The sequence below is a fragment of the Cryobacterium sp. Hb1 genome (genome assembly GCF_004403585.1).
Lineage (GTDB): Bacteria > Actinomycetota > Actinomycetes > Actinomycetales > Microbacteriaceae > Cryobacterium > Cryobacterium lyxosi.
In genome coordinates, this window is record NZ_SOHI01000023.1 from 82,231 (window position 1) to 106,389 (window position 24,159).

Sequence of the window (24,159 nt, forward strand, 5' to 3'; positions counted from 1 at the left end):
TTCAGTTCTCCTGCGTTCTGATCGTCGTTTGATACTCTGCTTCGCCGTCGATCGGCGACTCAAGTGGGGATTCTTTTGGAACGTTGCTGAGCGCGAGGGCCATGACGGCTTCCGGTGTCGCGTCGGCGCGATCGAGAATCGCCCGTTGGAGGCCACCGGACATCACGAGCACGCGGTGCGACAGACCGAGTACTTCTTCGAGTTCTGATGAAACGACGATGACGCCGACACCGGTTTCGGCAAGAGCTCTGATGGTCTCGTAGATCGTCATCTTTGCTCCGACGTCGACCCCCCTGGTGGGCTCGTCGAGGATGAGTACTTTGGGCTCGTTCACCAGCCACTTCGCCAGCAGGACCTTCTGCTGATTTCCGCCGGAGAGAGAGCCCACGGGAATGTCCAGCCGTCCCCGAATATCCAGGAAGTCGCGCAGCTTGTTCGCGGTGGACGTCACCTTCTTCTTAGTGATAATTCCGGCTGAACTCAGCTCTTTTTCCCACGGAAGGGTGATGTTTTCGGCACCGGTTCGGTCTAGGTTGAGTCCTTGGCCCTTCCGGTCTTCGGGAACCATCGCGATCCCAGCGTCGATTCCCGACCGTGGGTTCCTGATATGAACGACCTCGCCGTGCACCTTGATTTCCCCGGCGTCGGCTTGATCCGCCCCGGCGATGGTTCGCACAACCTCGGTTCGGCCAGCTCCCACGAGTCCAGCGAAACCGAATATTTCGCCCCGGTGAACCTCGAAGTCGATGCCCGCGAATACTCCAGCTTTGCTCAATCCTGTGACGGAAAGTGCAACCTCGCTGGTAGCGGGCTGTGGCGCCCGGTGGGAAAAAATGAAGTCGCGGCCGACCATCGCCTTGACCATTTCTTCTTTCGTGATTTCACTTGCCGGCCAATTTCCGACCAACGCGCCGTCCCTGAGGCACACGATCGTATCCGCGACTTCTTTGATCTCTTCCAAGCGGTGGGAAATGTACACGATTCCTACGCCACGTTGTCTCAACGCTGCGATCTGAGCGAAAACATGTTGAGTTTCGGACTGACCGAGTGAAGCCGATGGCTCATCGAAAATGATGTATTTCGGTTCGCGGGAGAGGGCGCGTGCGATCTCGATTTCCTGCTGCGCCGCGATGGAAAGTCCGGCAACGGGGCGGCGCGGATCCGTCTGTGAACCGACAAGCTCGAGGTATTCCCTCGCCTCGTCGTTGATGCGATTTCGATCGATCACTCCTCGCCGACGAGGCAGCCTCCCGATAAAGATGTTCTCCGCTACCGACAGCTCCGGAACCATACGAATCTCTTGATGAATAAGCGCGACACCATTTTTTAAGGCATCTGAGGGCCGAGTAGGTTCGTAAGGAACGCCGTCAATGGTCATCGAACCGCCGTTGGCTTCAACTATGCCCGCGATAATCGACGACGTTGTCGACTTTCCGGCCCCGTTCTCGCCGATGAGTCCAATGACATTGCCGGGCCGGAGTGTAATGTCGACGCCCTTGAGTACCGGAACTCCCCAGTAGCTTTTGGAGAGCCCCGTGCAAATGAGACCCGAAGAATCTCCGTTTGCCTGGCCGTCGTGAGTTGTGTGTGCGAGTGTCTGTACCACTGTCATCCATTCATTGCGATCGCAATAGAACCGGTGGAAGACGGTCTAACGCGGTTAACGCGTCTTCCACCGGCAGCTGTTCGATTACTTGAAGTTAGGACCGTAGAACTTCGCGGGATCGTTGTCAGCGACGTTCTCACCGGTGACGAGCACCGTGTCCTGGTACTGGAGTTTGGGAATGTCTCCGCCGTTTCCCTCGGCAATCTTCACCGCGTCCTGGACCGACAGTTGCCCCATAAGGTACGGCTGCTGCGCCATTGTGGCCTGGGTGAGTCCGTCTGCGACTGCCGTGAACATCGTCGGGAATCCGTCGATACCGACGAAGACCAGGCCGGTGCGGCCTTCCTGCTGTGCCGCCTTAGCTGCGCCCAGGGCCATGGCGTCGCTTTCGCCGAAAATTGCTTTCAAGTTGGGGTTTGCCGTCAGGATATTCTGCGCGGCGGTGAATGCCTTGGTCTCGTCCCAACCGGCTGATTCTTGAGCGACGACTTTGACGTCGGGATAGTTTGCCAGTGCTTTTGCGCAGCCTTCGCTGCGCTGCAACTCCGCGGTGGAGCCAAGCGGGCCTTGGAGGATCGCTATGTCGCCGGCGCCGCCGAACTGGTCGAACATCCAGGTGCACAGCTTCTCGGCTGCCGCGACACTGTCCGTCGCGATGTAGGTCGCAAGTTTGCCGTTGCCAGACTCAGGCTTTTGGTCGACGGCAACGATCGGGATACCGGCGTCATTGGCCAGCTTGACGCCGGCTGCTGCTGACGTTGCATCTTGGGCGATGAAAATGATCACGTCGACCTGCTGGGTGATCAAATCCTGAACCTGGTTGACCTGCTGACCGGAATTGTTATTGGCGGAGAGCGTGACGAGTTTATAACCCGCTTCGTCTGCAGCCTGCTTCATTCCGTCCACGGCTGCGACGTAGAACAGTGACTTTTGGTCCGCGACTGCAATCCCAATCGTTTTGCCATTATCACTGCCGCTTCCGGAAGCGCCCGTCGGGGCGACAGTCGGGCTGCAGCCGGTAAAGAGTAGGGCGGCCGATAAAGCGGCTGCGGTGGCGATCATACGTTTTGGTCGAAATTTAATGCTCTGCATGCGTTTCTCCTTTGAAACTGTTCACGACTGGTTGCATATTTATTCAGTAGCTGATCGGCCATTCGGCCTTTGTCGAGTCTGGCACGCCCCCAAAGGTCTGTCAAGAACCTGCCCTGCTCCGAACCCATTGGCCTACCCGACTGAGCACGAAGGCCGGAAAGAATTCGACGGCGGCGCTGGGTCCAATGACCGCGTGCTGCTGTTCGAAGAAGTCGAGGATGATGATCGGCGAGCGTGGTCGGCGAGCGTGGTCGGCGAGCGTGGTCGGCGAACTAGGTCGGCGAACTTGGCAGATATCGCCGGCGGCCGCCGCCGGGATGAACGCGATTATTGCGGCCGATGCCGTAGCCGGGCGGATTGCCCAGCGCGACCGAGAGCGCTTGGCCGGGATCACGCCCCAGAGCGGCTGGCTGATCACCCCGCTGACGGTGAGCACGCCGTTGAAGATGAGAACGCCGCTGACCAACAGCCGGGTATTGCCGGGAAGGAAGACGCCTTCCTCCCAAAATACTGAGATTCGGGCGGAGCTCGTTACCAATTGTGGAAAGGAGTCCAGAATACTAAGCATGACGAATTTGTCTCGCGCCTCGCTGGTGAGCGGAGCATTTGTGCAACTGGCTGACGCGCTGGTGGGAGAGTACGACTCTGCTGATCTCCTGCGTACTTTGGTCGATCAGTGTGTTGTGTTGCTCGACGCCACGGCAGCGGGTCTTCTCCTGGCAGACCAGCAGGGCAATCTTCAGGTCATCGCCTCCACGAGTGAGGAAAGTCGTCGGGTCGAGGTGCTGCAACACGAGGCCGGCGCCGGTCCATGCGTTGACGCCTATCGTTCCGGCACGGTCGTCACCCTGAGCGATATTGCAATGGATGGTAACGACTATCCCGTTTTTCAGGCAGCAGCACTGGCCCAAGGTTTTCAATCCGTACACGCCATTCCGATGCGCTTTCGTCCAAATACAATCGGCGCACTGAACCTGTTTCGAAGTCACAAAGGTGCGTTGACTGATGAGGATGCGGTCATCGGGCAGGCCCTGGCCGACGTGGCGACCATCACTCTCCTTCACGAACGCACAGCTCGAAAAAACGCGACGGTGAATGCTCAGCTTCAACACGCACTGAACAGCCGAGTTTTCATCGAGCAGGCAAAGGGCGTCATCGCGGCACGCAACAACATCAATATGGATGAGGCCTTCAAGCGTCTCCGCGCGCACGCCCGTTCGCGCCAGGAGCCTATGCACAGAAGTGCCGCTGACGTGATCAACAATCTGATTCTGATCTAGACGGTGCATCCCTGCGGCGCCGGCTGACCCGGTGGTCGAAAGAATCGCCGGCGGGGAACCGCCCGAGCCGCCGCTACTCGGGAGAGACCACCAACCGACAGCTTGAACCGTTGCACCTCGTGCATACGATGAGCCACCGGTACCTCCTCGCTCACAGCCTCGATGCTGCCGACCTGCGCACCTTTCGCGTTGACCGCCTCAGCGAAGGCGCAGGTCACCGACAAGCCCAGCTACCCGCAGAAACCTCCAGCCGGAGACCTGCACGAATATGTGACGATGCACTTAGCAAGCGGATGGCGCCAGGTGACCGGGACCGTTCGCGTGCACGCTCCGCGCGCCACGGTCGCCCCTGGATCGAACCGCCTGGGGAACAGTCCCGCTTCTCGCAGTCCTTCGGGTGCCTTGAGCATGCGGGCACGTTTCCCGGCTCGGGAGGTCGAAGCCCCCGATTTGAAGGTGCAGACGCTTTGCTCAAAATTAGCGCAAAAAAATGGCCGGACCTGCGCAAACAGGCCCGGCCACATCCATCTAACAAATTTTGAGTTTACGCATCACACACGCACTAGCTGCCGTATTACTGGCTAGGTTCCAGCGCCATGATGGCGACCAGGACTACCCTTTTTTGATCGTGACGAGGGTGTCGTCGGGCACGTAGTAGTTGTCCGCAAAGTCAATCTTCGTGGTCGTCGGGGCGATCACGGCGCAGTTGGAAAGGCGAGAATCACGACCGAAACTGTTGTCGGTAATGGTCGCTCCCTTGATCGGACCGTGTGACTTTTCCGCAATGTTCACGGTGCAGGCTCCACCGTTAGCGAAGTTGTCGCTAAAAGTGAAGTTGGAGACCGGTCCCCGGTCCTGCGTGATCTGCACGGCAGCGCTGTGCGAATCGGTGAGCCGGTTGCCGGTTACGCTCACGTTGTTTCCAGCCTGAATCTGTATGCCATCGTCGTGACTGGGGGAACCGCCCTGATTCGGGTCATTGCTGTAATGCATGTGATCGTGGATCCAGGAATCCTGCAGACTCACGTTGCTTCCGGTGATGTGAATGCCATCGATGACGTTATTGATGTTCAAGCGTGTTGCCGTGAAGTTATAGCCGTAGATTCCATTGGCGTGGGGCGAAGCGGTGCTTGGGGACAGCTCGGTGTCGGTGACAACCAGGTTTCGGTGTCCGCCGAGGTTATTGATTAGCGCCCCTGGACCGTTCATGGTGCCACCCCGAATGATGGAATTCTTGATGGTCACATCGGGGGCGCTGATCTTGATCAGGCCGCGAACATCGAGGCCATCCAGCACTGTGCCCGGTTTGGTCACGTTGATGTCACCATTGTGCACGGTTAAAGCAGTTCCAGAGGGAACGCCCGTGTTGGAAGCACCGGGCGTTCCACTCGTCACCGGCGAAGGCTCCGGAGTGGGGCTCGGTACGGGAGCGGGTGTCGGCGCCGGAGTGGGCTCCGGTGTCGGCGCGGGAGTGGGCTCCGGTGCCGGCGCGGGAGTGGGCTCCGGTGTCGGCGCGGGAGTGGGCTCCGGTGCCGGTGCCGGTGCAGGTGCCGGTGCAGGTGCCGGGCTGCCGTCGGCGCGCTCAAAGCCGTCGACCGAAAGGTTCAGCGTGACGTCGGCGACGCTACTAACGGCGGTGACCGTGCCGTCCATCTCCGGCGTCACGGGAACCGTTATGGTCTTGGTTGGGCTGGTACCAGCCGGCGCGGTAAACGAGTACGCTTTGGAGCCCTCTGGACCAAGTGCAATTTTTACCTGAGTTTGCGAAGCGACCTCAGAGGTGAAGAACTTCACATCGACAGATTTCAGGCCGGACGGTACCGTACCCAAGTCGGTGGTGGCTCTTCCGCGCTCGGGAATCACAATTGATGCGCTCAGTGTCTCGGCGTTGCTGCTTTCAGCTTGAGCCGGACTGACGGCGAGACCGGACAGAGCGACGATGGAGACTGCCAGAACCGAAAGAGCGGCCTTCCGTGGAGCCGTGTGGGTGGAGACAATCGGGGTGGTACCAGTTGAAAATTGATTCGAAAAAGATGTGCGGGTATTTCTAAATGCCATTGGTTAGTTACGTATATTCTTTGTCGCGCACAAGTCCGGGAACGTGCGGTTGATCGGCCGTAGGGGGCCACAATGTACTCCATGAGCATTGCCCACTTAGGGTGCACACGCAAATCGAGTGAGGTCACTCACGCTGCCGCGACGAACACTCGGCACGCAAAAAAGCGGCCGGACCTGCGCTAACAGGGCCGACCGCTTGAAGTCTGCGAATTTAGCGTTTGCGCTTTTCACGCACGCGCATGCTGAGGTTGATCGGGCTGCCCTCGAAGCCGTAGATCTCGCGCAGGCGACGCTGAATGTAGCGGCGGTAGCCCGGGTCAAGAAATCCGGTGGTGAATACCACAAACGTCGGCGGGCGGCTCGAGGCCTGTGTACCGAACAGAATCCGAGGCTGCTTGCCGCTGCGCACGGGGTGCGGGTGGGCGGCAGCGAGCTCGGCCAGGAAGGCGTTGAACTTACCCGTGGCGATGCGGGTGTCCCACGATTCGAGCGCGAGCTCAAGCGCCGGAACCAGCTTTTCCATATGACGACCGGTTTTGGCCGAGATGTTCACGCGCGGGGCCCACGCCACGTGCGCCAGGTCCTGCTCGATCTCCCGCTCCAGGTATCGCCGACGGTCGTCGTCGATCTGGTCCCACTTGTTGAACGCCAGAACGAGTGCACGGCCCGACTCGATGACGAGGTCGATGACCCGAATATCCTGCTCGCTGATGACCTCGGTCACGTCGAGCAACACAACGGCAACCTCGGCCTTTTCCAAAGCAGCGCTGGTGCGCAGGGAGGCGTAGAAGTCGGCGCCCTGCGAGAGGTGCACACGACGGCGAATGCCGGCGGTGTCGACGAAACGCCACACCTTGCCGCCGAGCTCAACCTGCTCATCGACCGGGTCGCGGGTCGTGCCGGCGAGCTCGTTGACAACAACGCGCTCCTCCCCCACGACCTTATTGAGCAGGCTGGACTTGCCGACGTTCGGGCGACCGAGGATGGCCACGCGGCGCGGACCGCCGACCTCCTGCTTGGCAACGTTGGAAATTTCGGGCAGCACGAGCAGAATCGCATCGAGCAGGTCGGCAACACCACGACCGTGCAGGGCAGAAACCGGCCACGGCTGGCCGAGGCCGAGCGACCACAGGCTGGCCGCTTCGGGCTCCTGGCGCACGTCATCGACCTTGTTGGCGATCAGAAAGACCGGTTTGCCGCTCTTACGCAGCATGCGCACGACGGCCTCATCGGTCGAGGTCGGGCCCACGTTGGAGTCGACGACGAACATGACCAGGTCGGACAGGTCGATGGCGATCTCGGCCTGGGCAGCGACGGAGGCGTCGATGCCCTTGGCGTCGGGCTCCCATCCGCCGGTGTCGACGAGGCTGAACTTGCGCTCGTGCCATTCGCCCTTGTACGCGACACGGTCACGCGTCACACCGGGGGTATCCTCGACGACGGCCTCGCGGCGACCGAGGATACGGTTGACCAGCGCTGATTTTCCCACGTTCGGGCGCCCGACAATGGCGATCACCGGAACGGCCGGCAGGTACTGAATCGCGTCGGGGTCGTCGGTGACGGCCTGCAGTACGTCGAGGTCTTCCTCATCGAGGTCATAGTTGTCGAGGTCCGTGCGCAGCGCGACGGAACGCCGCGTGGCAAGTTCCTCATCGAGATTGGCGAGTCGTTCCGCCAGCTCGGTGTCGAGCGCTGCGCTCGTGTCGTCGTATTCGTTACTCATTCAAAGCCCGCTTCGTGCGTGTGTGGTAGACGTCGATGACCGCTTCAACGGTCTGCTCGAAGTCGAGATGGGTGGAGTCGACGGTTATCACACCGTCAGCCGCGCTCATGAAATCGACAACCTGTGAGTCAGCGCGATCACGTGATCGCAACTGTTCTGCCACGGTTTCAGCCGATTGGGTCGTTATTTCCGCAGAGCGTCTTCTCATTCTAGCCTCCTCGGATGCCGTGAGTAGAATGCGCACCTCGGCTTCCGGGGCCACGATGGTTGTGATGTCGCGTCCTTCGACGATGACTCCGGGTCGATCCACGTTCTCGGCGATGCTGCGAAACAGCTCGGTGAGCGCGCCTCGCACCGCGGGAAGGCGGGCGACAGCGCTGACCGCTGCACTGACCTCCGGTGAGCGGATGGCGTCGGTCACGTCGGTCTGCCCCACCGTGACGAAGTAGTCGTCTGGGTCGGTACCGATCGCATAGTCGAAGTCCTTGAGGAGCGCGGAGACGGCATCCGTTTGGGTGTTGTCGGTGTTGCGCTCAAGCCCCAGCCAGGCCAGCGCGCGGTAGGCGGCGCCGGTGTCGAGGTAGGCGAAGCCGAGACGACGTGCGACGGCACGGCTCACGCTCGATTTGCCGCTGCCGGCCGGCCCATCGATAGCGACGAGGGTAGGAAGGGTGTGACGTGCCATGTACGTTAACCAGCAATCCGCCAGCCGCGCGCGGCCAGCTCTTCGGTGAGGCGAGTGACGGCGCCGGGCAGTACAGAGATTTCGGCGAGACCGATCTGAGCGCCGGGCGAGTGTTCCAAGCGTAAGTCTTCGAGGTTGACTCCGAGCTCCCCGATGTCGTTGAGCAGGCGAGCGATCTGGCCGGGCTGGTCGTTGACCATGACGATCATCGAGGAGAACCGACGGTCCTGCCCGTGTTTGCCGGGCAGACGGGCCACTCCGATGTTTCCGCCGGCGAGTTCCTCGGCGACCTGGCGCTGCGCTCCGGGCGCGTCTGGATCTTCGAGGGCGTCGATGAACCGGTCGAGGTCGTCTCGGTAAGCCAGCAGCACATCACGCACCGGGCCGGCGTTGGCGCCGAGAATCTGCACCCACAGGTCGGGGTCGCTCGCCGCGACCCGGGTCACGTCGCGCAGGCCCTGCCCGGCCAGGTTGAGCGAAGAGTGCGCTGCCCCGGTGAGACGGCGGGCCATCAGGGTGGAGATGACCTGCGGCACGTGCGAAACCAGGGCGACGCCGAGGTCGTGCTCTTCCGGCGTCATCTCGACCAGGATCGCGCCGAGGTCGAGAATGAGATCGTCGATAGCACCGGCCTGCTGGTAACTGATCGCGTCGTGTGCGGCGACCACCCAGGGGCGGCCGATGAACAAATCAGCGCGGCCGGAGAGCGGGCCGCCCTTCTCCCGACCGGCGAGCGGATGCGACCCGATATAGCGGCTGATATCGGCTCCGCGCTCGCGCAGCTCGGCGAGCGGCGCGAGTTTGACACTCGCGACATCCGTCACGATCGCTCCCGGGTACGCCTCGAGCTCGCGGGCGACGATCTCGGCGGTGACGTCGGGAGGCACGCACACGACGATGAGTTGCGGCAGATCGCCCGGCTGCGCGGCGCGGCCGGCACCGTAGTCGATGGCGATGCGCAGGTTGGTCGGTGACGCGTCGGCGAGAATCGTCTCGATCTTGCGGTCCCGCAGGCCGAGGCCCACGCTGGTTCCGAGCAGGCCGACGCCGACGATGCGCACCGGACCGACGAGGCGGCTTTCAGCCATGGTGTATCCCCTACCGTTGCTGCTGCTAGTTCGCGTCAGGGCGCGCACTCGGCGCCTGGCGGGACACGGTGAGCAGTTGGCCGAGTTCTTCGCGGGTGAGTTCGCGCACGGCGCCCTGCTGCAGGGTACCCAGGTTCAGCGGCCCGAATTGGCGACGCACAAGGTCGACCACGGGGTGACCGACAGCATCGAGCATCCGTCGCACGATGCGGTTGCGGCCGGAGTGCAGGGTGAGCTCGACCATGCTGAACCCGCCGCCGGGAGGGCTCGTGAGGATGCGTGCCTTGTCGGCGTGGATGGGGCCGTCGTCGAGTTCGATGCCGGTTTGCAGCTGGCCGATGGTCTGCGGCGAGACGCGCCCCTCGACCTTGGCGATGTAGGTCTTGGAGACGCCGAAGGAGGGATGGGCGAGCACGTGCGCGAGGTCACCGTCGTTGGTGAGAATGAGCAGGCCGCTGGTTTGGGCGTCGAGCCGGCCCACGTTGAACAGGCGTTCGTCGAACTGGTCGGTGAATTCGCGCAGGTCAGGTCGCCCGCTTTCGTCCTGCATCGAGGAGACGACGCCGACCGGCTTGTTGAGCATGAGGTAACGGCGGGTGGTGTCGAGCTGCACGGCCACGTTGTCGACGGCGACCTGGTCGGTTTCGGGGTGCACGCGGCGGCCGAGCTCGGTGACGACCTTGCCGTTCACCCGCACCCGCCCGGAGGTGATGAGGTCTTCCGAGACGCGCCGGCTGGCGACGCCGGCCGAGGCAAGTACCTTCTGCAGGCGCACACCGTCAGCTGCTGCCTCTGGATTGAAGTTGGGGTCGCGGGGCGCTGCGTCGCTGGGCGTGTTGTCCTGGGTCAAAGTAGATCCTCGAATCCGTCGGTGCCGCCGTCGAGTAACGGCGATAGGTGGGGTAACTCGGCGAGCGAGTTGATTCCGAGCTGGGTGAGCAGCAAGTCTGTGGTGGCGTAAGTGATCGCGCCGGTTTCACTGTCGGTGAAGGCCTCGGTGATGAGGCCGCGACCGAGCAGGGTGCGCACGACAGAGTCGACGCTGACGGCGCGAATGCTCGCGACCTGCCCACGACTGATCGGTTGCTTGTACGCGATCACGGCGAGGGTTTCGAGTGCTGCCTGGCTGAGCCGGCTGGGATTCTGGGTCAGCACGAAGTCGGTCACGAGCTCGTCGTGCGTAGCGCGCACGTAAATGCGCCAACCGCCGGCGACCTCACGCAATTCAAAACCGCGTCGCACCGTGGAGGTACCGTCCGGTGCCGTGACGCCATCGAAATCGGCGACCAGTCGGGCAACGGATTGCGCCACCTCCGTAATCGGCCGCCCCACTGCGGTCGCGAGATGCACCAGGCCCTGTGGCTCATCGGCGATCATGAAAACGGCTTCGAGTTGGCGGTCGAGGACGTGGGATTCGTGCACAGCGAATGCTGCGGCATCCGTTACCCCGGCGCGCGACGGGGTGTCGGTGGCCTGGTTCTCCATATTGCCGACTTCAGTTGTCATAGTCGGCTCCGAGCGAAGCGAGATTTTCGTCAGACCACTCGCGCCCGTCAAGCGACCGGCTGCTCCAGCGCAGGATGAGCTCGCCGAGGGGCTCGATTTGGTCAAAAGAAAGGGCGCCGTGGCGATACAGCTCGAGCACCGCGAGAAAGCGGGCGATGATGACGCCCTTCAGGTCAACGCCAGCGGTGAGCGCCCGGAATGAAACCGGCTCCCCCGGCTGCAGCATGGCGACGACGTAGGCGGCCTCCTCGCGGATACTGACCAGCGGCGCGTGCAGGTGTTCCAGGCCTACAACGGGCAGCTCGCGCGGAGCGAGGGCAGCGGCGGCCAGCGCGGCGAAATCGGCGAGCGACAGCGTCCAGACCAGCTCCGGGGTCTTCTGACGGTACTTCTCCTCGAGCCGCACTGATCGTACGTGACGGCGGGTCTCAGTGTCGAGCTGGCCGGTGAACCAGGTCGCCGCTTCCTTGAAAGCGCGGTACTGCAGCAGGCGAGCGAACAGCAGGTCGCGGGCTTCGAGCAGGGCTACGTCTTCGGCGTCGACGAGTTCACCCTGAGGCAGCAGGCCGGCCACCTTGAGGTCGAGAAGCGTCGCGGCAACGACCAGAAACTCGGTGGCCTGGTCGAGTTCCTCGGCCGCGTCGAGGCCGCGCAGGTACGAGATGAACTCGTCGGTCACCTGGCTGAGCGAAATCTCGGTGATGTCGAGTTCGTGCCGGGTGATGAGTTTCAACAGCAGATCGAACGGGCCCTCAAAGTTGCCGAGGGCGACCGAAAACGCGGGCTTCTCGGCCGCGCTAGGCGACTGCGCCACGGTGGATCAGTTCGCGGGCCACCTGCAGGTAGGCCTTGGCGGCTGCGTGTTCGGGTGCGAAGTCGGTGATGGGTATCCCGGCCACGCTCGCGTCGGGAAATTTCACAGTGCGGCCGATGACGGTCTCCAGCACACTGTGGCCGAAGGCATCGACGACGCGCTCGAGGACCTCGCGGGAGTGCAGTGTACGCGAGTCGTACATGGTGGCGAGAATGCCGTCGAGTTCGATGGCGGGGTTGAGCCGGTCGCGCACCTTATCGATGGTCTCGATGAGCAGGGCGACGCCGCGCAGGGCAAAGAATTCACACTCGAGGGGAATCAGCACGCCGTGGCTGGCGGTGAGCGCGTTCACCGTGAGGATACCGAGCGAGGGCTGGCAGTCGATGAGGATGACGTCGTAATCGCTCGAAACCTTACGCAGCACACGGGCCAGAATCTGCTCGCGGGCGACCTCGTTGACCAGGTGCACCTCGGCGGCGGAAAGGTCGATGTTGGCCGGGATGACATCGAGTCCCTCGACCGAGGTCGGCTGGATAGCGTCTTTCGGGTCGACTTTGCCGTCGAGCAGCAGGTCGTAGATGGTGGTGACGTCGTGGGTGGGCACGCCGAGGCCGGCCGAGAGTGCGCCCTGCGGGTCGAAGTCGATGGCGAGCACGCGACGCCCGTAGCTGGCCAGGGCTGCGCCGAGGTTGATGGTCGTCGTGGTCTTACCGACGCCACCTTTTTGGTTGCAGAGGGAGATGATGCGGGCGGGACCGTGGCCGTTGAGCGGCTCCGGTTCGGCGAATTCGTGTTTTTCACGTCCCGTCGGACCTACCGGAGCGTCGTCGAAACCGGGTAGCGAAATTCGCTCGCTCAACTTACGCGTCACTGGCCCGTCCTTGATTTGTCCTGCACCCATCACTTGCTTGATTGTAGCGAGTGGAACGACGCGTCGCCGCAAGGATCGCCGCGCGGGCCGGTCTCGGTGGCTCGGCAGACAGCATCCGTCGCCGTCGTGGCGGGAGCGTGACCGTGATTATTTGAGCGATACGTTTCGAGACGCGAACCCGCCGAGGCTGCTTTTTACTAAGATATGTCCCGGATTCACGGCCACGTTGTTGATCGTGGCGCAGTAGCGTCCGCCGCCCTGATTGATCAGGGTGCCGATCTGTACCTCGGTCGAAGTCTTCAACACCCGGAATCGGCCCGACGAGTCGGCGTTACGGCTCGCGCTGGACAGATCATTGACGATACGCACCGGTTAGTTAATCTCGACGGGCACAGGGCACCGCCGGGACGCGACCACGCGTTGCGCACCGGGCTAACCGCGGGTAGCGTGACGGCACTGCTATCTTTCACCGACCAGAGGACGAATCATGAGCATGAAGAAATTGGGCGGCCTGCGGACACTCGCGATAGTGGCGGCCGTCGCGGCTCTGACCGCGGCCAACACGGGTGTCGCCATGGCCAGACCGGATGGCGGCCCCGCGATCCCGCTGAACAACGGTCAGGAAACGACTGGGGCAGACACTGGGGCGAGTGGTTTCTTTAGCTATGCCATCACCGGTGACCAACTGTGCTACACCATGACGGCGCGAAACCTGTCAGTGCCGGCTGTGGCGGGCCACGTCCATCTGGCGCCCCGTACTGTCGCCGGCCCGGTGGTCATCCCCCTCATTGTCGGCTCCGGCACCAGCTGGACGGTGCAGAGTTGCGCGACCGCCGACCCCGCCCTGCTCCAGGCCATCAGCGCCAACCCCCGCGCGTACTACATCAACGTGCACACACCTACCTTCCCTGGCGGCGAAATTCGCGGCCAACTGAAGTAACCACGAGGTGACTAGCGCGCCCGCGGATGGGCGGTCGTGTACATGTCACGAAGGGTGTCGACGGTCACCAGCGTGTAGATCTGGGTGGTGGCGACCGAAGAATGGCCGAGAAGTTCCTGCACCACGCGCACATCGGCGCCACCGGCGAGCAGGTGCGTCGCAAACGAGTGGCGCAGGGTGTGCGGCGACACGGGCACGGTGAGCCCAGCACGCTCAGCGGCAGCACGAATGATCAGCCAGGCGTTCTGCCGGCTCACTCTTTGTCCGCGCAGGCCGAGGAACAGCGCCGGTGTCGAGCGTCCACGCGCTGACAGTATCGGCCGGGCCCGCACAAGATAATCAGAGACGGCGGCGCGCGCAAAACTGCCGACCGGCACGATGCGCTGTTTGTCCCCCTTACCGGTGAGCCGCACCGAGTCAAACACCTCCACGAGCACGTCGTCGACATTGAGGTTGACCACCTCGCTCACCCGGGCTCCGGTCGCGTAGAGCAGTTCGAGCAGGGCCTTATCGCGCAGGCGCTGAACGTCGTCACCGTCGGTCGCCGCCAGCAGCGCGCTGACCTGTTCGATTGAGATGGCCTTCGGCAGGCGCAGGGCGAGTTTAGGCGGTTTGGTGTCGTACGCCACATCGGTTTCGACCACGCCCTCTTCGAGCAGAAAACGGTGGAACCCGCGCACGGTCGAGAGAACGCGGGCGATGGATGCTGCCGTCAACGGGGCTTCCGGGCGCAGGCCGAGATGCTGCACAAACGACGAGATGTGGCGCCGAGTGACCAATTGCAGGTCGGTGATCGGCCTGGGTGGGCCGTCGGGAGCATCAACCGCCAGCCACGCCGTGTACAGCCCCAGGTCGCGGCGGTAAGCGGCGACGGTGTTCACGGCGAGGCCGCGTTCGACCGCCACGTGCCGCAGGTAGGAATCCACCGCCGTCTCGACGGTCGTCATGCTCAGGACGTGATGTGCAGGCTGCGCGAACCACTGCTTTGCGGATGCCGCGGCCACGGCGAATCCGCGGGCGCAAGCGCGCTCCAGCCGCGTGAACGAGCCACCTGGGCGGCCAGAATGCCCACCATCAGGATCGGGTTGGAGACGCGCCTGGCCAGCACGGCGTCGACGCATGCGTCGAGCGATACCCAGCGTGGTTCGATATCGGCTTCTTCGTGGGTGCGGTCGAATGCGGCAATCGCCGAGACACCCCGAGCGAGATAGATCCGAATGGCTTCGTTGCTGCCCCCGGGCGTGGTGTAGAACTCGGTGAGCAACGCCCACTCGGTGGCGACGACATCCGCTTCTTCAGCCAGCTCGCGCTGGGCGCCGACGACGGCGTTCTCACCGGCAATGTCAAGCAGCCCGGCCGGTAGTTCCCAGCCGCGCAAGCCGGTCGGGTGCCGGTACTGCTTGATCAGCAGCACGCGGTCCTGCTCGTCGAGGGCCAGCACAGCGACCGCGCCAGGGTGGTCGATGTACTCGCGGGTGATGCTCGCTCCGTTGTAGTCGAACGAGTCGCGGCGCACGTTCCAGATGGCGCCGTCATAGACCACGTCGCTCGCTGAGACCTGCACCGGCATGACGTCGTCCTGCAGCACGTCGCCTTTCAGAAAATCGTCAGGCACTGAGCTCTTCCTTCACCTCGAACAAGCGGCTGGCCTCTTGGCGGTCGAGCGCAGCCTTGATCAGACCGCGAAACAGCGGATGCGCGTGGTTCGGCCGTGAGCGCAGCTCCGGGTGGGCCTGGGTTCCCACGTAGAACGGGTGCTCCTCGCGCTTGAGCTCGACGTACTCGACCAGATGGCGGTCCGGGCTGGTGCCGGAGAACCACAGGCCGGCCTGTGCGATCTGGTCGCGGAAGGCGTTGTTGACCTCATAGCGGTGGCGGTGACGTTCGGACGCTTCGTCGGCGCCGTACAGCTCGGCGACCAGAGAGCCTTCAGCAAGGGTGGCCGGGTAGAGGCCAAGGCGCATAGTTCCGCCGAGGTCGCCGCCGGCGATGATCTCCACCTGCTCTTCCATGGTCGCGATGACCGGAAACTCAGTGTCCGGGTCGAACTCGCTGGAGGAGGCTCCCGGCAGGTCGGCCTTGTTGCGGGCGTATTCGATGACCATGCACTGCAGGCCGAGGCACAGGCCGAGCACGGGGATGCCGTTTTCCCGCGCGAACTTGAGGGCACCGAGCTTGCCCTCGATGCCGCGGATACCGAAACCCCCTGGCACACAGATGCCGTCGAGTTCGCCGAGCAGCCGCGCGGCTCCCTCGTCGGTTTCGCAATCGTCGGAGCCGATCCAGACGATTTTGACCTTGCTCTGGTTGGCGAATCCGCCGGCTCGCAGCGCCTCGGTGACCGAGAGGTAGGCATCCGGCAGGTCGATGTACTTGCCGACCAGGCCGATGGTGACCTCGTGCTTGGGGTGGCGCACGGCCTCGAGCAGGTTCTTCCAGCCGGTCCAGTCCACAACGTCGGCGGTGAGGCCGAGGGCGTTGACGATGTACTTATCGAGGCCCTGGTCGTGCAGCATGGTGGGGATCTCGTAGATCGAGGCGACGTCGACGGCGTTGACCACGGCATCCTCGTCGACGTCGCACATGAGCGCGATCTTGCGCTTGTTCGACTCGGAGACGGGCCGGTCGCTGCGCAGCACGAGGGCGTCGGGCTGGATTCCGATGGATCGCAGGGTGGCGACGGAGTGTTGGGTGGGCTTGGTCTTCTGCTCGCCGGCTGCGCCGAGGAACGGCACGAGCGAGACGTGCACAAAGAACACGTTGCCGCGGCCGAGTTCGTGGCGCACCTGGCGGGCGGCCTCGAGGAACGGCTGGGATTCGATGTCTCCGACCGTGCCGCCGACCTCGGTGATGATCACGTCGGGGCGCACCTCGTCTCTGGCCTGCAGGCGCATGCGCCGCTTGATCTCATCGGTGATGTGCGGAATGACCTGCACCGTGTCGCCGAGGTACTCGCCGCGGCGTTCCTTGGCGATGACCTGCGAGTAGATCTGCCCGGTCGTCACGTTGGCTGACTGGCCGAGGTTGATGTCGAGAAAACGTTCGTAGTGCCCGATGTCGAGATCGGTTTCGGCGCCGTCATCGGTGACGAAGACCTCACCGTGCTGGAACGGATTCATCGTTCCCGGGTCGACGTTGAGGTAGGGGTCGAGCTTTTGCATGACGACGCGCAGGCCGCGTGCCGTGAGCAGGTTACCGAGACTGGCCGCCGTCAAGCCCTTTCCGAGCGAGGAGACCACACCCCCGGTCACGAAGATGTGCTTCACGGTACCGTCTGAATTGCCCGGACCGCCGATGCGCGTGTTGTCTGAACCGCGTGTATTTATATTTTCCACCACGGGCTTCAATGCTATCACCTGATTTTGATCGCTTATCTGTCAGAGGTGCGGGAGCCGGACTGCGCAAGGGCGAGCAGTTCCCTGGCATGTTCAAGACCGCTCTTCGAGTCGGGCAGGCCAGAAAGCAGGCGGGCCATTTCGGCGGCACGGTCGTCGCCGCGCAGCTGGCGCACGCTCGAGGCGGTGACGGATCCATCGCTGTCTTTGACGACGCTGAGGTGGTTGCCGGCAAACGCAGCGACCTGAGCGAGATGGGTGACCACGATTACCTGCGCGGTTTCGGCGAGTCGCGCGAGTCGCCGACCGATTTCGATCGCGGCGGCTCCGCCCACACCGGCATCGATCTCATCGAAGACAAAGGTAGGCACCGGGTCGGTCGCGTTGATGACGACCTCGATGGCAAGCATCACCCGAGACAGTTCACCACCGGATGCCCCGCGCGCCAACGCCCGCGGCTCAGCGCCAGCGTGCGGCTGTAACAGCAGGCGCACGAGGTCGATACCAGTGACGGTGCATTCCAGACCGGCTTCAACCTCCACGAGCAGCACGGCGTCCGGCATCGCCAGCGCGCCGAGCTCGGCGGTCACCCGAATTCCGAGTTGCACCGCGGCCGCCTGGCGCAACGTTGTCAGGGCAGCGGCGAGATGGGTGACGAGCTTTCGGTCGGCATCCGCTTCGGCGCTGAGCTGCCCGATGCGGTCAGAGTCGGAATCAAGTTCGAGCAGCCGGGCACTGCCGGTATCGAGGAATCCGATGGCTTCCTCGAGGCCGCCCGGGTATTTGCGGGCGAGAATGCCGAGTGTGGCCCGCCTCTCCTGCACGATTTCGAGTTCGCGGGCGCCATCGGCGTCGAGGCCGGCAAGGTAGCTCGAGAGCTCGGCGGCGATGTCGGCAACGACGAAACCAGCGTTGGCGATGGCGGTGACGAGCGGCGGCAGGGCCACGTCGTGGGCGGCGACCCGATCAAGGGCGCGCCGGGCGGCTTCGAGCAGGGCGACGACATCGGGCGCGTCGTCGGGGTTGTCTTCGGCGGAGACGAACTGGCGGGCCTGCTCTCCGGCCAGGCGTAGTTCTTCGAGGTTGCCGAGGCGTTCGGCGCGTTCACCCAACTCGGCGTCCTCGCCGGGTTGCGGGGCAACCGTTTCAATCTCGGTCAGCGCGGCGCGCAGTTCGTCGGCCTCGCGGGCTCGCAAATCTCGTTCGGTGACGAGCCGGTCGAGATCGACCTGATTGGCCTGCCAGCGGTGGAAGGCATGCTGGTAGTCGCCGAGCACTGCGGCGAGTTCGGGGCCGGCGAAACGGTCGAGGGCGTCACGCTGGGCGGCCGCGGAGCGCAGGCGCACCTGATCGCTCTGGCCGTGCACGACGACGAGGTCGTTGCGCAGGTCACCGAGCACGCTCGCCGGAGCGCCACGTCCGCCGACCATCGCGCGGCTGCGTCCCTCACTCGAGACGGAGCGTCCAAGGATGAGTTCGGGTCCATCGAGGTCTCCCCCAGCGTCACGGACCCGGTCGGCAACCGCGCTGGTGGGGTCGATGACCCAGCGACCTTGCACAAAACTCTGCGGCTGGCCCTGACGCACGGTTCCGGCATCCGCGCGATCGCCGAGCAGCAGTCCGAGCGCGGTGACCACCATGGTCTTGCCGGCACCGGTTTCTCCGGTCACGGCGGTGAAACCGGGACCGAGCGGCAGCGTCGCCTCGGCGATGACGCCGAGGTCGCGAATGAACAGCTCGTCGATCACTCGCGGCCGACCGGACCGCGCCAGCCAGTGACCGGCAGGTTGAATTTGTTGACCAGGCGATCGGTGAAGGGGCCGATGTGCAGGCGGGCCAGGCGCACGGGAACATCCGAGCGGCGGACGATCACACGGGCGCCGCTAGGAAGATCCTGGGTACGGCGACCGTCAGCGCAGAGCACTGCGCGGGCACCGGTGCGCGACAGCACCTCGACGGCCAGTGACGACTCCGGCCCGACCACGAGCGGCCTCGCGAACAGTGCGTGCGCGCTGAGCGGAACCAACAACAGCGCTTCCACGCCGGGCCAGACGACGGGGCCGCCGGCCGAGAACGAGTACGCGGTCGAGCCGGTCGGGGTGGAGAGCACGACGCCGTCGCAGCCGAAGGATGACAGCGGGCGTCCGTCGACCTCGACGACGACCTCAATCATGCGTTCGCGACTGGCTTTTTCGACAGTGACCTCGTTCAGCGCCCAGGTCTCGTAAACGACCTCGTCAGCCACCTTGACCCGCACCGACAGGGCAAGCCGTTCCTCGACCTCGTAGTCGCCCTTGAGCGCGCGGCGCACGGCCTCGCCGAGGTCGTCCCGCTCACTTTCGGCGAGAAAACCGACGTGACCGAGATTGATGCCAAGCAGCGGTGCCGAGCATCCACGCACGAGTTCAGCCGAACGCAAAATGGTACCGTCTCCGCCGAGCACGATGACAAGTTCAAGGTCGGACGTTCGCACCGTGTCACCGAGAATCGCGATATGACCGTTCAGCTCCGGGCAGGCGGCCAGAAGGTCAGCGCGTTCGTCCATGGCGAGCACCGGCACCGCCCCGGAGGCCAGAAGCTGCTTGCACACCGTCGAGGCGGCTTCGACGGAGTCAGCGCGGCCGGTATGAGCGACGATGAGAAAATATCGCGGGGTGTCGCTCAACTCCTCACGCTCCAACCAGTGCTTCGATTCGGTCCATCCATTCTGTCGGATTCGTGCCGGTCTTGGCGCTCATCCAGCACAGATACTCGTGGTTTCCGGCTGCCCCAATGATGGGCGAGGCGATGACTCCACAGGTTCTCAGGCCGAGGTCCCAACCGGCCCAGAGTACACCGGCCACGGAGTCGCTTCGGAGGCCCCTATCGTGCACGATGCCCTCACGGATACCGCCGCGGCCTACCTCGAACTGCGGTTTGATCAGTAGCACGAAGTCGGCGCCCGCCGCGGCTGTGGCCACGAGAGCCGGCAACACGGTGGTGAGCGAGATGAACGACAGGTCGGCCACGACGAGGTCGGGTCGGGTGTCGATTCCGGATGCCCCGGCGAGGGTTTCCGGGGTTGCATAGCGGATGTTGTACCCCTCGACCAGCTTCAGCCGCGGCTCGGTCTTCAGTTGCGCAGCAAGCTGGCCGTGGCCGACATCGGCGGCAATGACCGAGGCAGCGCCACGTTCGAGCAGTACCTGGCTGAAACCGCCGGTACTCGCCCCCGCGTCGAGCGCCGTGCGGCCGGTAACGGTGAGGTTGAAGGCATCGAGTGCAGCGTTGAGTTTGTGGGCACCCCGGCTGACGTAGTGGTCGGTCGCGGCCACTTCGAGAACCGCGTCCGCTGAGACTTTTGTGCTGGCCTTCACGACGGGGACACCGTTCACCGTGACGAGTCCGTCGGCGATAAGTTTGGCCGCTACGGTTCGGGAGCGAACCAGCCCACGATCGGCCAGGGCGGCGTCCAGGCGGGAGTCGGGCATCCGTTCTGGAAGCCCGTCACGCGGGTCGGCATTTTTCAGTTCAGATTCAGCGTGGTGCTCAGGCATGGGTGTGTCTGTTTCATGATCGTGGGGGGCATCAGCGCCGGTCATGCCCGGCCCGCCGGGTCGGTATCAGCGTCTTCGAGTTCATTGCGCAGCTGCTCGTGTAGCGCACTGAACGCTTCGGCGCGCTGCGCGAGCGGCCGGGCCTCGATGCCAGCCAGCTGCGGCGCGAGATCGACCACTTCTTCTTCGGGCATAACGGGCTCGGGGTTCACAGTGTCTAGGCTACTGCGCGAGATACAGTCGCTCCGGAACGTTGAGCCCGTAGATCGCGCGTCCGGATCGGTAGATCGCGGCGCACGCGGCGCGCAGCAGGTTGATTCCGCCGTCGCCTTCCTTGACGATTTGCACGTCGTTGCCGTTGATGCGCACGCTTGCTCCATTCACCGTGGCGGTCGAGCCGTCCTTGGAGAACACCGTCTCGGGGTACGGCTCGTGCAACTGTTGCAGGTTTTCAATGATGAACGTCGGCCGGGAGTCTTTGTCGGCGGCGAGGGCCTGTTTGGCCCGGTCGATGCCGGTGAGCACGAGCACGGCGGGGATTCCGGCCCGATTGGCGCCCAGAATATCGGTGTCGAGTCGGTCACCGATGAAGAGTGCATTCTGCGCACCGAAGCGCCGCGTGGCCTCCAGAAAGATGGCCGTTTCGGGTTTGCCAGCTACGAGTGGGAGTCGACCAACGGCCGTGTGCACGGCGGAGACGAGAGTGCCGTTGCCGGGGGCGATACCGCGGGCGACCGGAATGGTCCAGTCGGTGTTGGTGGCGATCCAAGGAATGCCCGTGCCCACTCCGTCGGCGTTGAGCGCGAACGCCGCCTCGGCGAGGTGCACCCAGCCGAGCTCTGGCGAGAAGCCCTGAATCACGGCGGCGGGCTTGTCGTCTGCCGATCGGGTCACGACGAACCCGGCCTTCCGGACCTCGTCGACGAGCCCGTCGCCACCAATGACGAGGATGCTCGCGCCGGGTTCCACCTGCTCTGCCAGTAGCCGTACCGCCGCCTGGGGTGAGGTGACAACATCCGCTGCCGCCACGCTCAACCCGAGCTGGGTGAGATGGTCCGCTACCGACTGGTCGGTGCGCGCGGCATTGTTGGTGATGTACCCCACGCGAATGGTCTCGGCGGCACGGTTCAGGCTCTCGACGGCAAAGGGAATCGCCGCGGGGCCGGTGTACACCACACCGTCAAGGTCTGCCAGAAGTACGTCTACACCGGCCAGCGGTGTTGCCAATTCAGGCTTTCGGCGATGTAACATCCGGCTCCGTCTCGTCATCAGTTTCAACCGTGTCCCCAGCTTCAGCAACGGCGTTGTCGTTGACGTCGCCGACCTCAGCGTGGTCATCGTCGCCGTTATTTTCTTCGTCAGCGACGAAGGACGCGAGGGCGTCGTCTTCGTCTTCTTCCATCTCTTCGATCTCGATGGTCTCGTCATCGTCACCGGAGGCTCCGAGGGCGGCATCGGCGCGCGAAGCCCGTTCGAGCCACTCGTCGGCTTCGTTCTCCCTGCCGAGCTCGGTCAGCACTTCCGCGTAGGCGGCGAACAGCTCAGGGCTGTAGGAGAAGGCCGTGTTGGGATTGAGCTGCGGAATTTCGAGTTCGACGAGTGCGGCATCTGTTTCGCCGAGGTCGAGGCGTGCACCGGACATGGCGATGGCCAGGCCCACCTGGACAGATGGCGACAAAGTGGCACGGTCGACCGAACGACCCAGCTCGAGGGCACGGTCGGGACGACCGACGCCACGTTCACTGTCGACCATAAGGGGGAGCTGATCGTTGGAGCCCGAAATGCGACGGTAGGTGCGCAGCTCGCGCAGGGCCAGGGCAAAATCGCCCGTGGCATACGCGGTGATCGCCAGGCTTTCGCGCACCACACCGATGCGACCAGCCCGACGGGCAGCGCTCATCACGTGCAGGTGGGCGAGCTGGGGATCTTCATCGATGACGCGGGCGGCCATGGCCAGGTGGCGCCCGACGGTCTCGGCATTCTCCTTCGTCAGGGTTTTGAGCTCGTTACGGGCGATGCGGTCCAGGTCGTTAGCCGAGATGTCGTCGGGAAGTTCCGGGTCGTCGTGGCGCGGACGCACCGAACGCAGCTCACGCTGCATGCGCTGCTCCTCCGTCATCTCCTCTTCGACGACGCGGGCATCGCGGTCGTTACGCGCCGGCGCACCGTCGCGGGTCCACAGTTTCTTGCCGGCATCGACACGCGGGGCGCCGGCACGGTTCGGCGAACCGCCGCGCTGGGTCCACGGCTTGCTGTCACTGTCCGAACGCGGACGGTCGCTGCTGGGTCGTTCCGAGTTGCCGCGGTACGGGGCGCGATCATTGCCACCGGACGGGCGGTCGGAGTTGCCCCGGTACGGAGGACGCTCACCCTGCGCCGGACGATCCGAGTTGCCGCGGTACGGGGCGCGATCATTGCCGCCAGACGGGCGGTCGGAGTTGCCCCGGTACGGAGGACGCTCACCCTGCGACGGACGATCCGAGTTGCCCCGGTACGGAGCGCGATCGCTACCACCGGACGGACGATCAGAATTACCCCGGTACGGAGGACGCTCACCCTGCGCCGGACGATCCGAGTTGCCCCGGTACGGAGCGCGATCGCTACCACCGGACGGACGATCAGAATTACCCCGGTACGGAGGACGCTCACCCTGCGACGGACGATCCGAATTCCCCCGGTACGGAGCGCGATCGTTACCACCCGACGGGCGATCAGAATTGCCCCGGTACGGCGACCGCTCACCCTGCGCCGGACGATCAGAATTACCCCGGTACGGAGCGCGGTCATTACCACCCGACGGGCGATCAGAATTGCCCCGGTACGGAGGACGCTCACCCTGCGCCGGACGGTCCGAGTTGCCCCGGTACGGAGGACGCTCACCCTGCGACGGACGATCAGAATTACCCCGGTACGGAGCCCGGTCATTACCACCGTATGCGGGACGATCAGAATTACCCCGGTACGGCGGTCGCTCGCCCCCCTGGGCGGGACGTTCGTTGTTACCGCGATACGGAGGACGTTCACCATCGCGCTGCGGGCGATCGGAGTTGGCGCGGTACGGCGGCTTGGCGCCATCGCGACCACTTGAAGGTCGCCCGTTCGAGGGCCGGCCGCTCTGGTTCGAACGACGGTCATCCTGACCGTTGTTACGGGAATCGCCGTCGCGGGGTCCTGAAGGGCTCACTGTATCTCCTGTGTAATTAGTCCGGCATTTCGACAGACGTCTCAAGCCTAAGCCTTTACGCAAGACCTCGCTGAGTGCCCCATCCTAAGCGGATGCTTCCTGCAACGTAATGCAACGTGGGCGTGGAATGAATTGCACCAAGTGTGAGGCATCAAATGTGTTCATGTTGTGGGCGGGTGGTGGGATATTCGCGGGGTGTCGAGTTTTCGGGGTGTTCCGGCAGGCCCCGCACGTTCTTCGCGGGGCCTGCCGGAACACCCCGAATGTTTGAGCTGAGGAGCGAGTATCCCGCCACCCCGCCCTGCCCTGGACTACCCGAGCTGTGCCTTCGTGAGGCGTGGGTTAACGCAGAACAACCACCCGGGGTGGTTGTTAACGCAGAAAAGCCATCCCGTGAGGGATGGCTTTTCTGGTGTTTCTAAGTTAAGTCCGGCGGTGTCC

Annotated in this window: 24 protein-coding genes; 3 read left to right on the top strand and 21 right to left on the bottom strand. The window is 63.8% G+C overall.

Annotated elements, in window-relative coordinates; translation table 11 throughout:
* Position 1: 1 nt before the first annotated feature.
* The 3 genes from E3T38_RS07295 to E3T38_RS07305 all read right to left on the bottom strand — a co-directional run bounded on the left by E3T38_RS07295 (position 2) and on the right by E3T38_RS07305 (position 3,266).
* Positions 2-1,612, bottom strand: a complete 1,611-nt coding sequence (locus E3T38_RS07295; RefSeq protein ID WP_134547502.1) for a sugar ABC transporter ATP-binding protein — start codon at positions 1,610-1,612, stop codon at positions 2-4.
* 78 nt (positions 1,613-1,690) lie between these two features.
* Positions 1,691-2,698, bottom strand: coding sequence for a substrate-binding domain-containing protein (locus E3T38_RS07300; RefSeq protein WP_134547504.1), 1,008 nt, complete (start codon positions 2,696-2,698; stop codon positions 1,691-1,693).
* A 100-nt stretch (positions 2,699-2,798) separates the two neighbouring features.
* Positions 2,799-3,266, bottom strand: coding sequence for a hypothetical protein (locus E3T38_RS07305; RefSeq protein ID WP_134547506.1), 468 nt, complete (start codon positions 3,264-3,266; stop codon positions 2,799-2,801).
* Here E3T38_RS07305 and E3T38_RS07310 point away from each other — a divergent pair.
* Positions 3,265-3,978: a GAF and ANTAR domain-containing protein gene (locus E3T38_RS07310; RefSeq protein WP_134547508.1), complete on the top strand. Its 714-nt coding sequence runs from the start codon at positions 3,265-3,267 to the stop codon at positions 3,976-3,978. The genes E3T38_RS07305 and E3T38_RS07310 overlap by 2 nt on opposite strands.
* 23 nt (positions 3,979-4,001) lie before the next feature.
* On the top strand, positions 4,002-4,520 hold the full coding sequence (locus tag E3T38_RS17455; RefSeq protein ID WP_370449004.1) for a WYL domain-containing protein: 519 nt from the start codon (positions 4,002-4,004) through the stop codon (positions 4,518-4,520).
* A gap of 70 nt (positions 4,521-4,590) precedes the next feature.
* Here the strand turns inward: E3T38_RS17455 and E3T38_RS16885 are convergent, their stop codons facing one another.
* The 9 genes from E3T38_RS16885 to E3T38_RS07360 form a co-directional block, all read right to left on the bottom strand.
* A complete protein-coding gene (locus E3T38_RS16885; RefSeq protein ID WP_194088092.1) occupies positions 4,591-5,772 on the bottom strand; it encodes a right-handed parallel beta-helix repeat-containing protein in 1,182 nt (393 codons plus the stop codon).
* 475 nt (positions 5,773-6,247) lie between these two features.
* On the bottom strand, positions 6,248-7,759 hold the full coding sequence (gene der, locus E3T38_RS07325; RefSeq protein ID WP_104126024.1) for a ribosome biogenesis GTPase Der: 1,512 nt from the start codon (positions 7,757-7,759) through the stop codon (positions 6,248-6,250).
* Positions 7,752-8,444 (bottom strand): (d)CMP kinase, encoded by a 693-nt coding sequence (gene cmk, locus E3T38_RS07330; protein WP_134547509.1) that lies wholly within the window; start codon positions 8,442-8,444, stop codon positions 7,752-7,754. Before cmk ends, der begins: the two co-directional genes overlap by 8 nt.
* Before the next feature lie 5 nt (positions 8,445-8,449).
* The gene (locus E3T38_RS07335) at positions 8,450-9,532 is read right to left on the bottom strand and encodes a prephenate dehydrogenase (RefSeq protein ID WP_134547511.1); all 1,083 of its coding nucleotides are present in this window, start codon (positions 9,530-9,532) and stop codon (positions 8,450-8,452) included.
* Positions 9,533-9,557: 25 nt separating this feature from the next.
* Positions 9,558-10,307 (bottom strand): pseudouridine synthase, encoded by a 750-nt coding sequence (locus E3T38_RS07340; RefSeq protein ID WP_241984355.1) that lies wholly within the window; start codon positions 10,305-10,307, stop codon positions 9,558-9,560.
* Between the two features lie 71 nt (positions 10,308-10,378).
* A complete protein-coding gene (locus tag E3T38_RS07345; protein WP_134547515.1) occupies positions 10,379-11,038 on the bottom strand; it encodes an SMC-Scp complex subunit ScpB in 660 nt (219 codons plus the stop codon).
* Positions 11,028-11,852: a ScpA family protein gene (locus E3T38_RS07350; protein WP_134547517.1), complete on the bottom strand. Its 825-nt coding sequence runs from the start codon at positions 11,850-11,852 to the stop codon at positions 11,028-11,030. The genes E3T38_RS07345 and E3T38_RS07350 overlap by 11 nt, the downstream gene beginning before the upstream one ends.
* Entirely contained in the window at positions 11,836-12,753 is a 918-nt protein-coding gene (locus E3T38_RS07355) for a ParA family protein (RefSeq protein ID WP_134547549.1), read from the bottom strand. The genes E3T38_RS07350 and E3T38_RS07355 overlap by 17 nt, the downstream gene beginning before the upstream one ends.
* Before the next feature lie 117 nt (positions 12,754-12,870).
* Positions 12,871-13,092: a hypothetical protein gene (locus tag E3T38_RS07360; protein ID WP_134547519.1), complete on the bottom strand. Its 222-nt coding sequence runs from the start codon at positions 13,090-13,092 to the stop codon at positions 12,871-12,873.
* Positions 13,093-13,210: 118 nt separating this feature from the next.
* On the opposite strand from E3T38_RS07360, the gene E3T38_RS07365 reads away from it, so the two are divergent.
* On the top strand, positions 13,211-13,663 hold the full coding sequence (locus E3T38_RS07365) for a CHRD domain-containing protein (RefSeq protein ID WP_241984353.1): 453 nt from the start codon (positions 13,211-13,213) through the stop codon (positions 13,661-13,663).
* 11 nt (positions 13,664-13,674) lie between these two features.
* On the opposite strand, the gene xerD is transcribed toward E3T38_RS07365, so the two are convergent.
* From xerD to E3T38_RS07405, 9 genes are all read right to left on the bottom strand, one after another.
* Positions 13,675-14,610: a site-specific tyrosine recombinase XerD gene (gene xerD / locus E3T38_RS07370; protein ID WP_134547521.1), complete on the bottom strand. Its 936-nt coding sequence runs from the start codon at positions 14,608-14,610 to the stop codon at positions 13,675-13,677.
* A 2-nt stretch (positions 14,611-14,612) separates the two neighbouring features.
* Entirely contained in the window at positions 14,613-15,233 is a 621-nt protein-coding gene (locus tag E3T38_RS07375) for an NUDIX hydrolase (protein WP_134547552.1), read from the bottom strand.
* A gap of 37 nt (positions 15,234-15,270) precedes the next feature.
* Positions 15,271-16,959: a CTP synthase gene (locus E3T38_RS07380; RefSeq protein WP_241984356.1), complete on the bottom strand. Its 1,689-nt coding sequence runs from the start codon at positions 16,957-16,959 to the stop codon at positions 15,271-15,273.
* A gap of 74 nt (positions 16,960-17,033) precedes the next feature.
* A complete protein-coding gene (gene recN, locus E3T38_RS07385) occupies positions 17,034-18,746 on the bottom strand; it encodes a DNA repair protein RecN (RefSeq protein WP_134547525.1) in 1,713 nt (570 codons plus the stop codon).
* Positions 18,743-19,663, bottom strand: coding sequence for an NAD kinase (locus E3T38_RS07390; RefSeq protein WP_134547527.1), 921 nt, complete (start codon positions 19,661-19,663; stop codon positions 18,743-18,745). The genes recN and E3T38_RS07390 overlap by 4 nt, the downstream gene beginning before the upstream one ends.
* Before the next feature lie 4 nt (positions 19,664-19,667).
* Complete coding sequence (locus tag E3T38_RS07395) at positions 19,668-20,468, bottom strand: TlyA family RNA methyltransferase (protein WP_134547554.1); 801 nt, start codon at positions 20,466-20,468, stop codon at positions 19,668-19,670.
* A 107-nt stretch (positions 20,469-20,575) separates the two neighbouring features.
* Positions 20,576-20,746 carry a hypothetical protein gene (locus tag E3T38_RS16685; RefSeq protein WP_166805460.1) on the bottom strand — a complete coding sequence of 57 codons (171 nt, stop codon included), beginning with the start codon at positions 20,744-20,746 and terminating at the stop codon, positions 20,576-20,578.
* Between the two features lie 10 nt (positions 20,747-20,756).
* Positions 20,757-21,785, bottom strand: a complete 1,029-nt coding sequence (locus E3T38_RS07400) for an HAD-IIA family hydrolase (RefSeq protein ID WP_134547529.1) — start codon at positions 21,783-21,785, stop codon at positions 20,757-20,759.
* Entirely contained in the window at positions 21,763-22,653 is an 891-nt protein-coding gene (locus E3T38_RS07405) for a hypothetical protein (RefSeq protein WP_134547531.1), read from the bottom strand. The genes E3T38_RS07400 and E3T38_RS07405 overlap by 23 nt, the downstream gene beginning before the upstream one ends.
* Between the last annotated feature and the right edge of the window lie 1,506 nt (positions 22,654-24,159).

Bases quoted from the DNA above. Each gene is read 5' to 3' on its own strand.
- E3T38_RS07295 (WP_134547502.1), bottom strand. From the start codon at position 1,612: ATGACAGTGGTACAGACACTCGCACACACAACTCACGACGGCCAGGCA.
- E3T38_RS07300 (WP_134547504.1), bottom strand. From the start codon at position 2,698: ATGCAGAGCATTAAATTTCGACCAAAACGTATGATCGCCACCGCAGCC.
- E3T38_RS07310 (WP_134547508.1), top strand. From the start codon at position 3,265: ATGACGAATTTGTCTCGCGCCTCGCTGGTGAGCGGAGCATTTGTGCAA.
- E3T38_RS07305 (WP_134547506.1), bottom strand. From the start codon at position 3,266: ATGCTTAGTATTCTGGACTCCTTTCCACAATTGGTAACGAGCTCCGCC.
- der (WP_104126024.1), bottom strand. From the start codon at position 7,759: ATGAGTAACGAATACGACGACACGAGCGCAGCGCTCGACACCGAGCTG.
- cmk (WP_134547509.1), bottom strand. From the start codon at position 8,444: ATGGCACGTCACACCCTTCCTACCCTCGTCGCTATCGATGGGCCGGCC.
- E3T38_RS07335 (WP_134547511.1), bottom strand. From the start codon at position 9,532: ATGGCTGAAAGCCGCCTCGTCGGTCCGGTGCGCATCGTCGGCGTCGGC.
- E3T38_RS07345 (WP_134547515.1), bottom strand. From the start codon at position 11,038: ATGACAACTGAAGTCGGCAATATGGAGAACCAGGCCACCGACACCCCG.
- E3T38_RS07355 (WP_134547549.1), bottom strand. From the start codon at position 12,753: ATGGGTGCAGGACAAATCAAGGACGGGCCAGTGACGCGTAAGTTGAGC.
- E3T38_RS07365 (WP_241984353.1), top strand. From the start codon at position 13,211: ATGAGCATGAAGAAATTGGGCGGCCTGCGGACACTCGCGATAGTGGCG.
- xerD (WP_134547521.1), bottom strand. From the start codon at position 14,610: ATGACGACCGTCGAGACGGCGGTGGATTCCTACCTGCGGCACGTGGCG.
- E3T38_RS07375 (WP_134547552.1), bottom strand. From the start codon at position 15,233: ATGCCGGTGCAGGTCTCAGCGAGCGACGTGGTCTATGACGGCGCCATC.
- E3T38_RS07395 (WP_134547554.1), bottom strand. From the start codon at position 20,468: ATGCCCGACTCCCGCCTGGACGCCGCCCTGGCCGATCGTGGGCTGGTT.
- E3T38_RS07400 (WP_134547529.1), bottom strand. From the start codon at position 21,785: ATGTTACATCGCCGAAAGCCTGAATTGGCAACACCGCTGGCCGGTGTA.
- E3T38_RS07405 (WP_134547531.1), bottom strand. From the start codon at position 22,653: ATGACGGAGGAGCAGCGCATGCAGCGTGAGCTGCGTTCGGTGCGTCCG.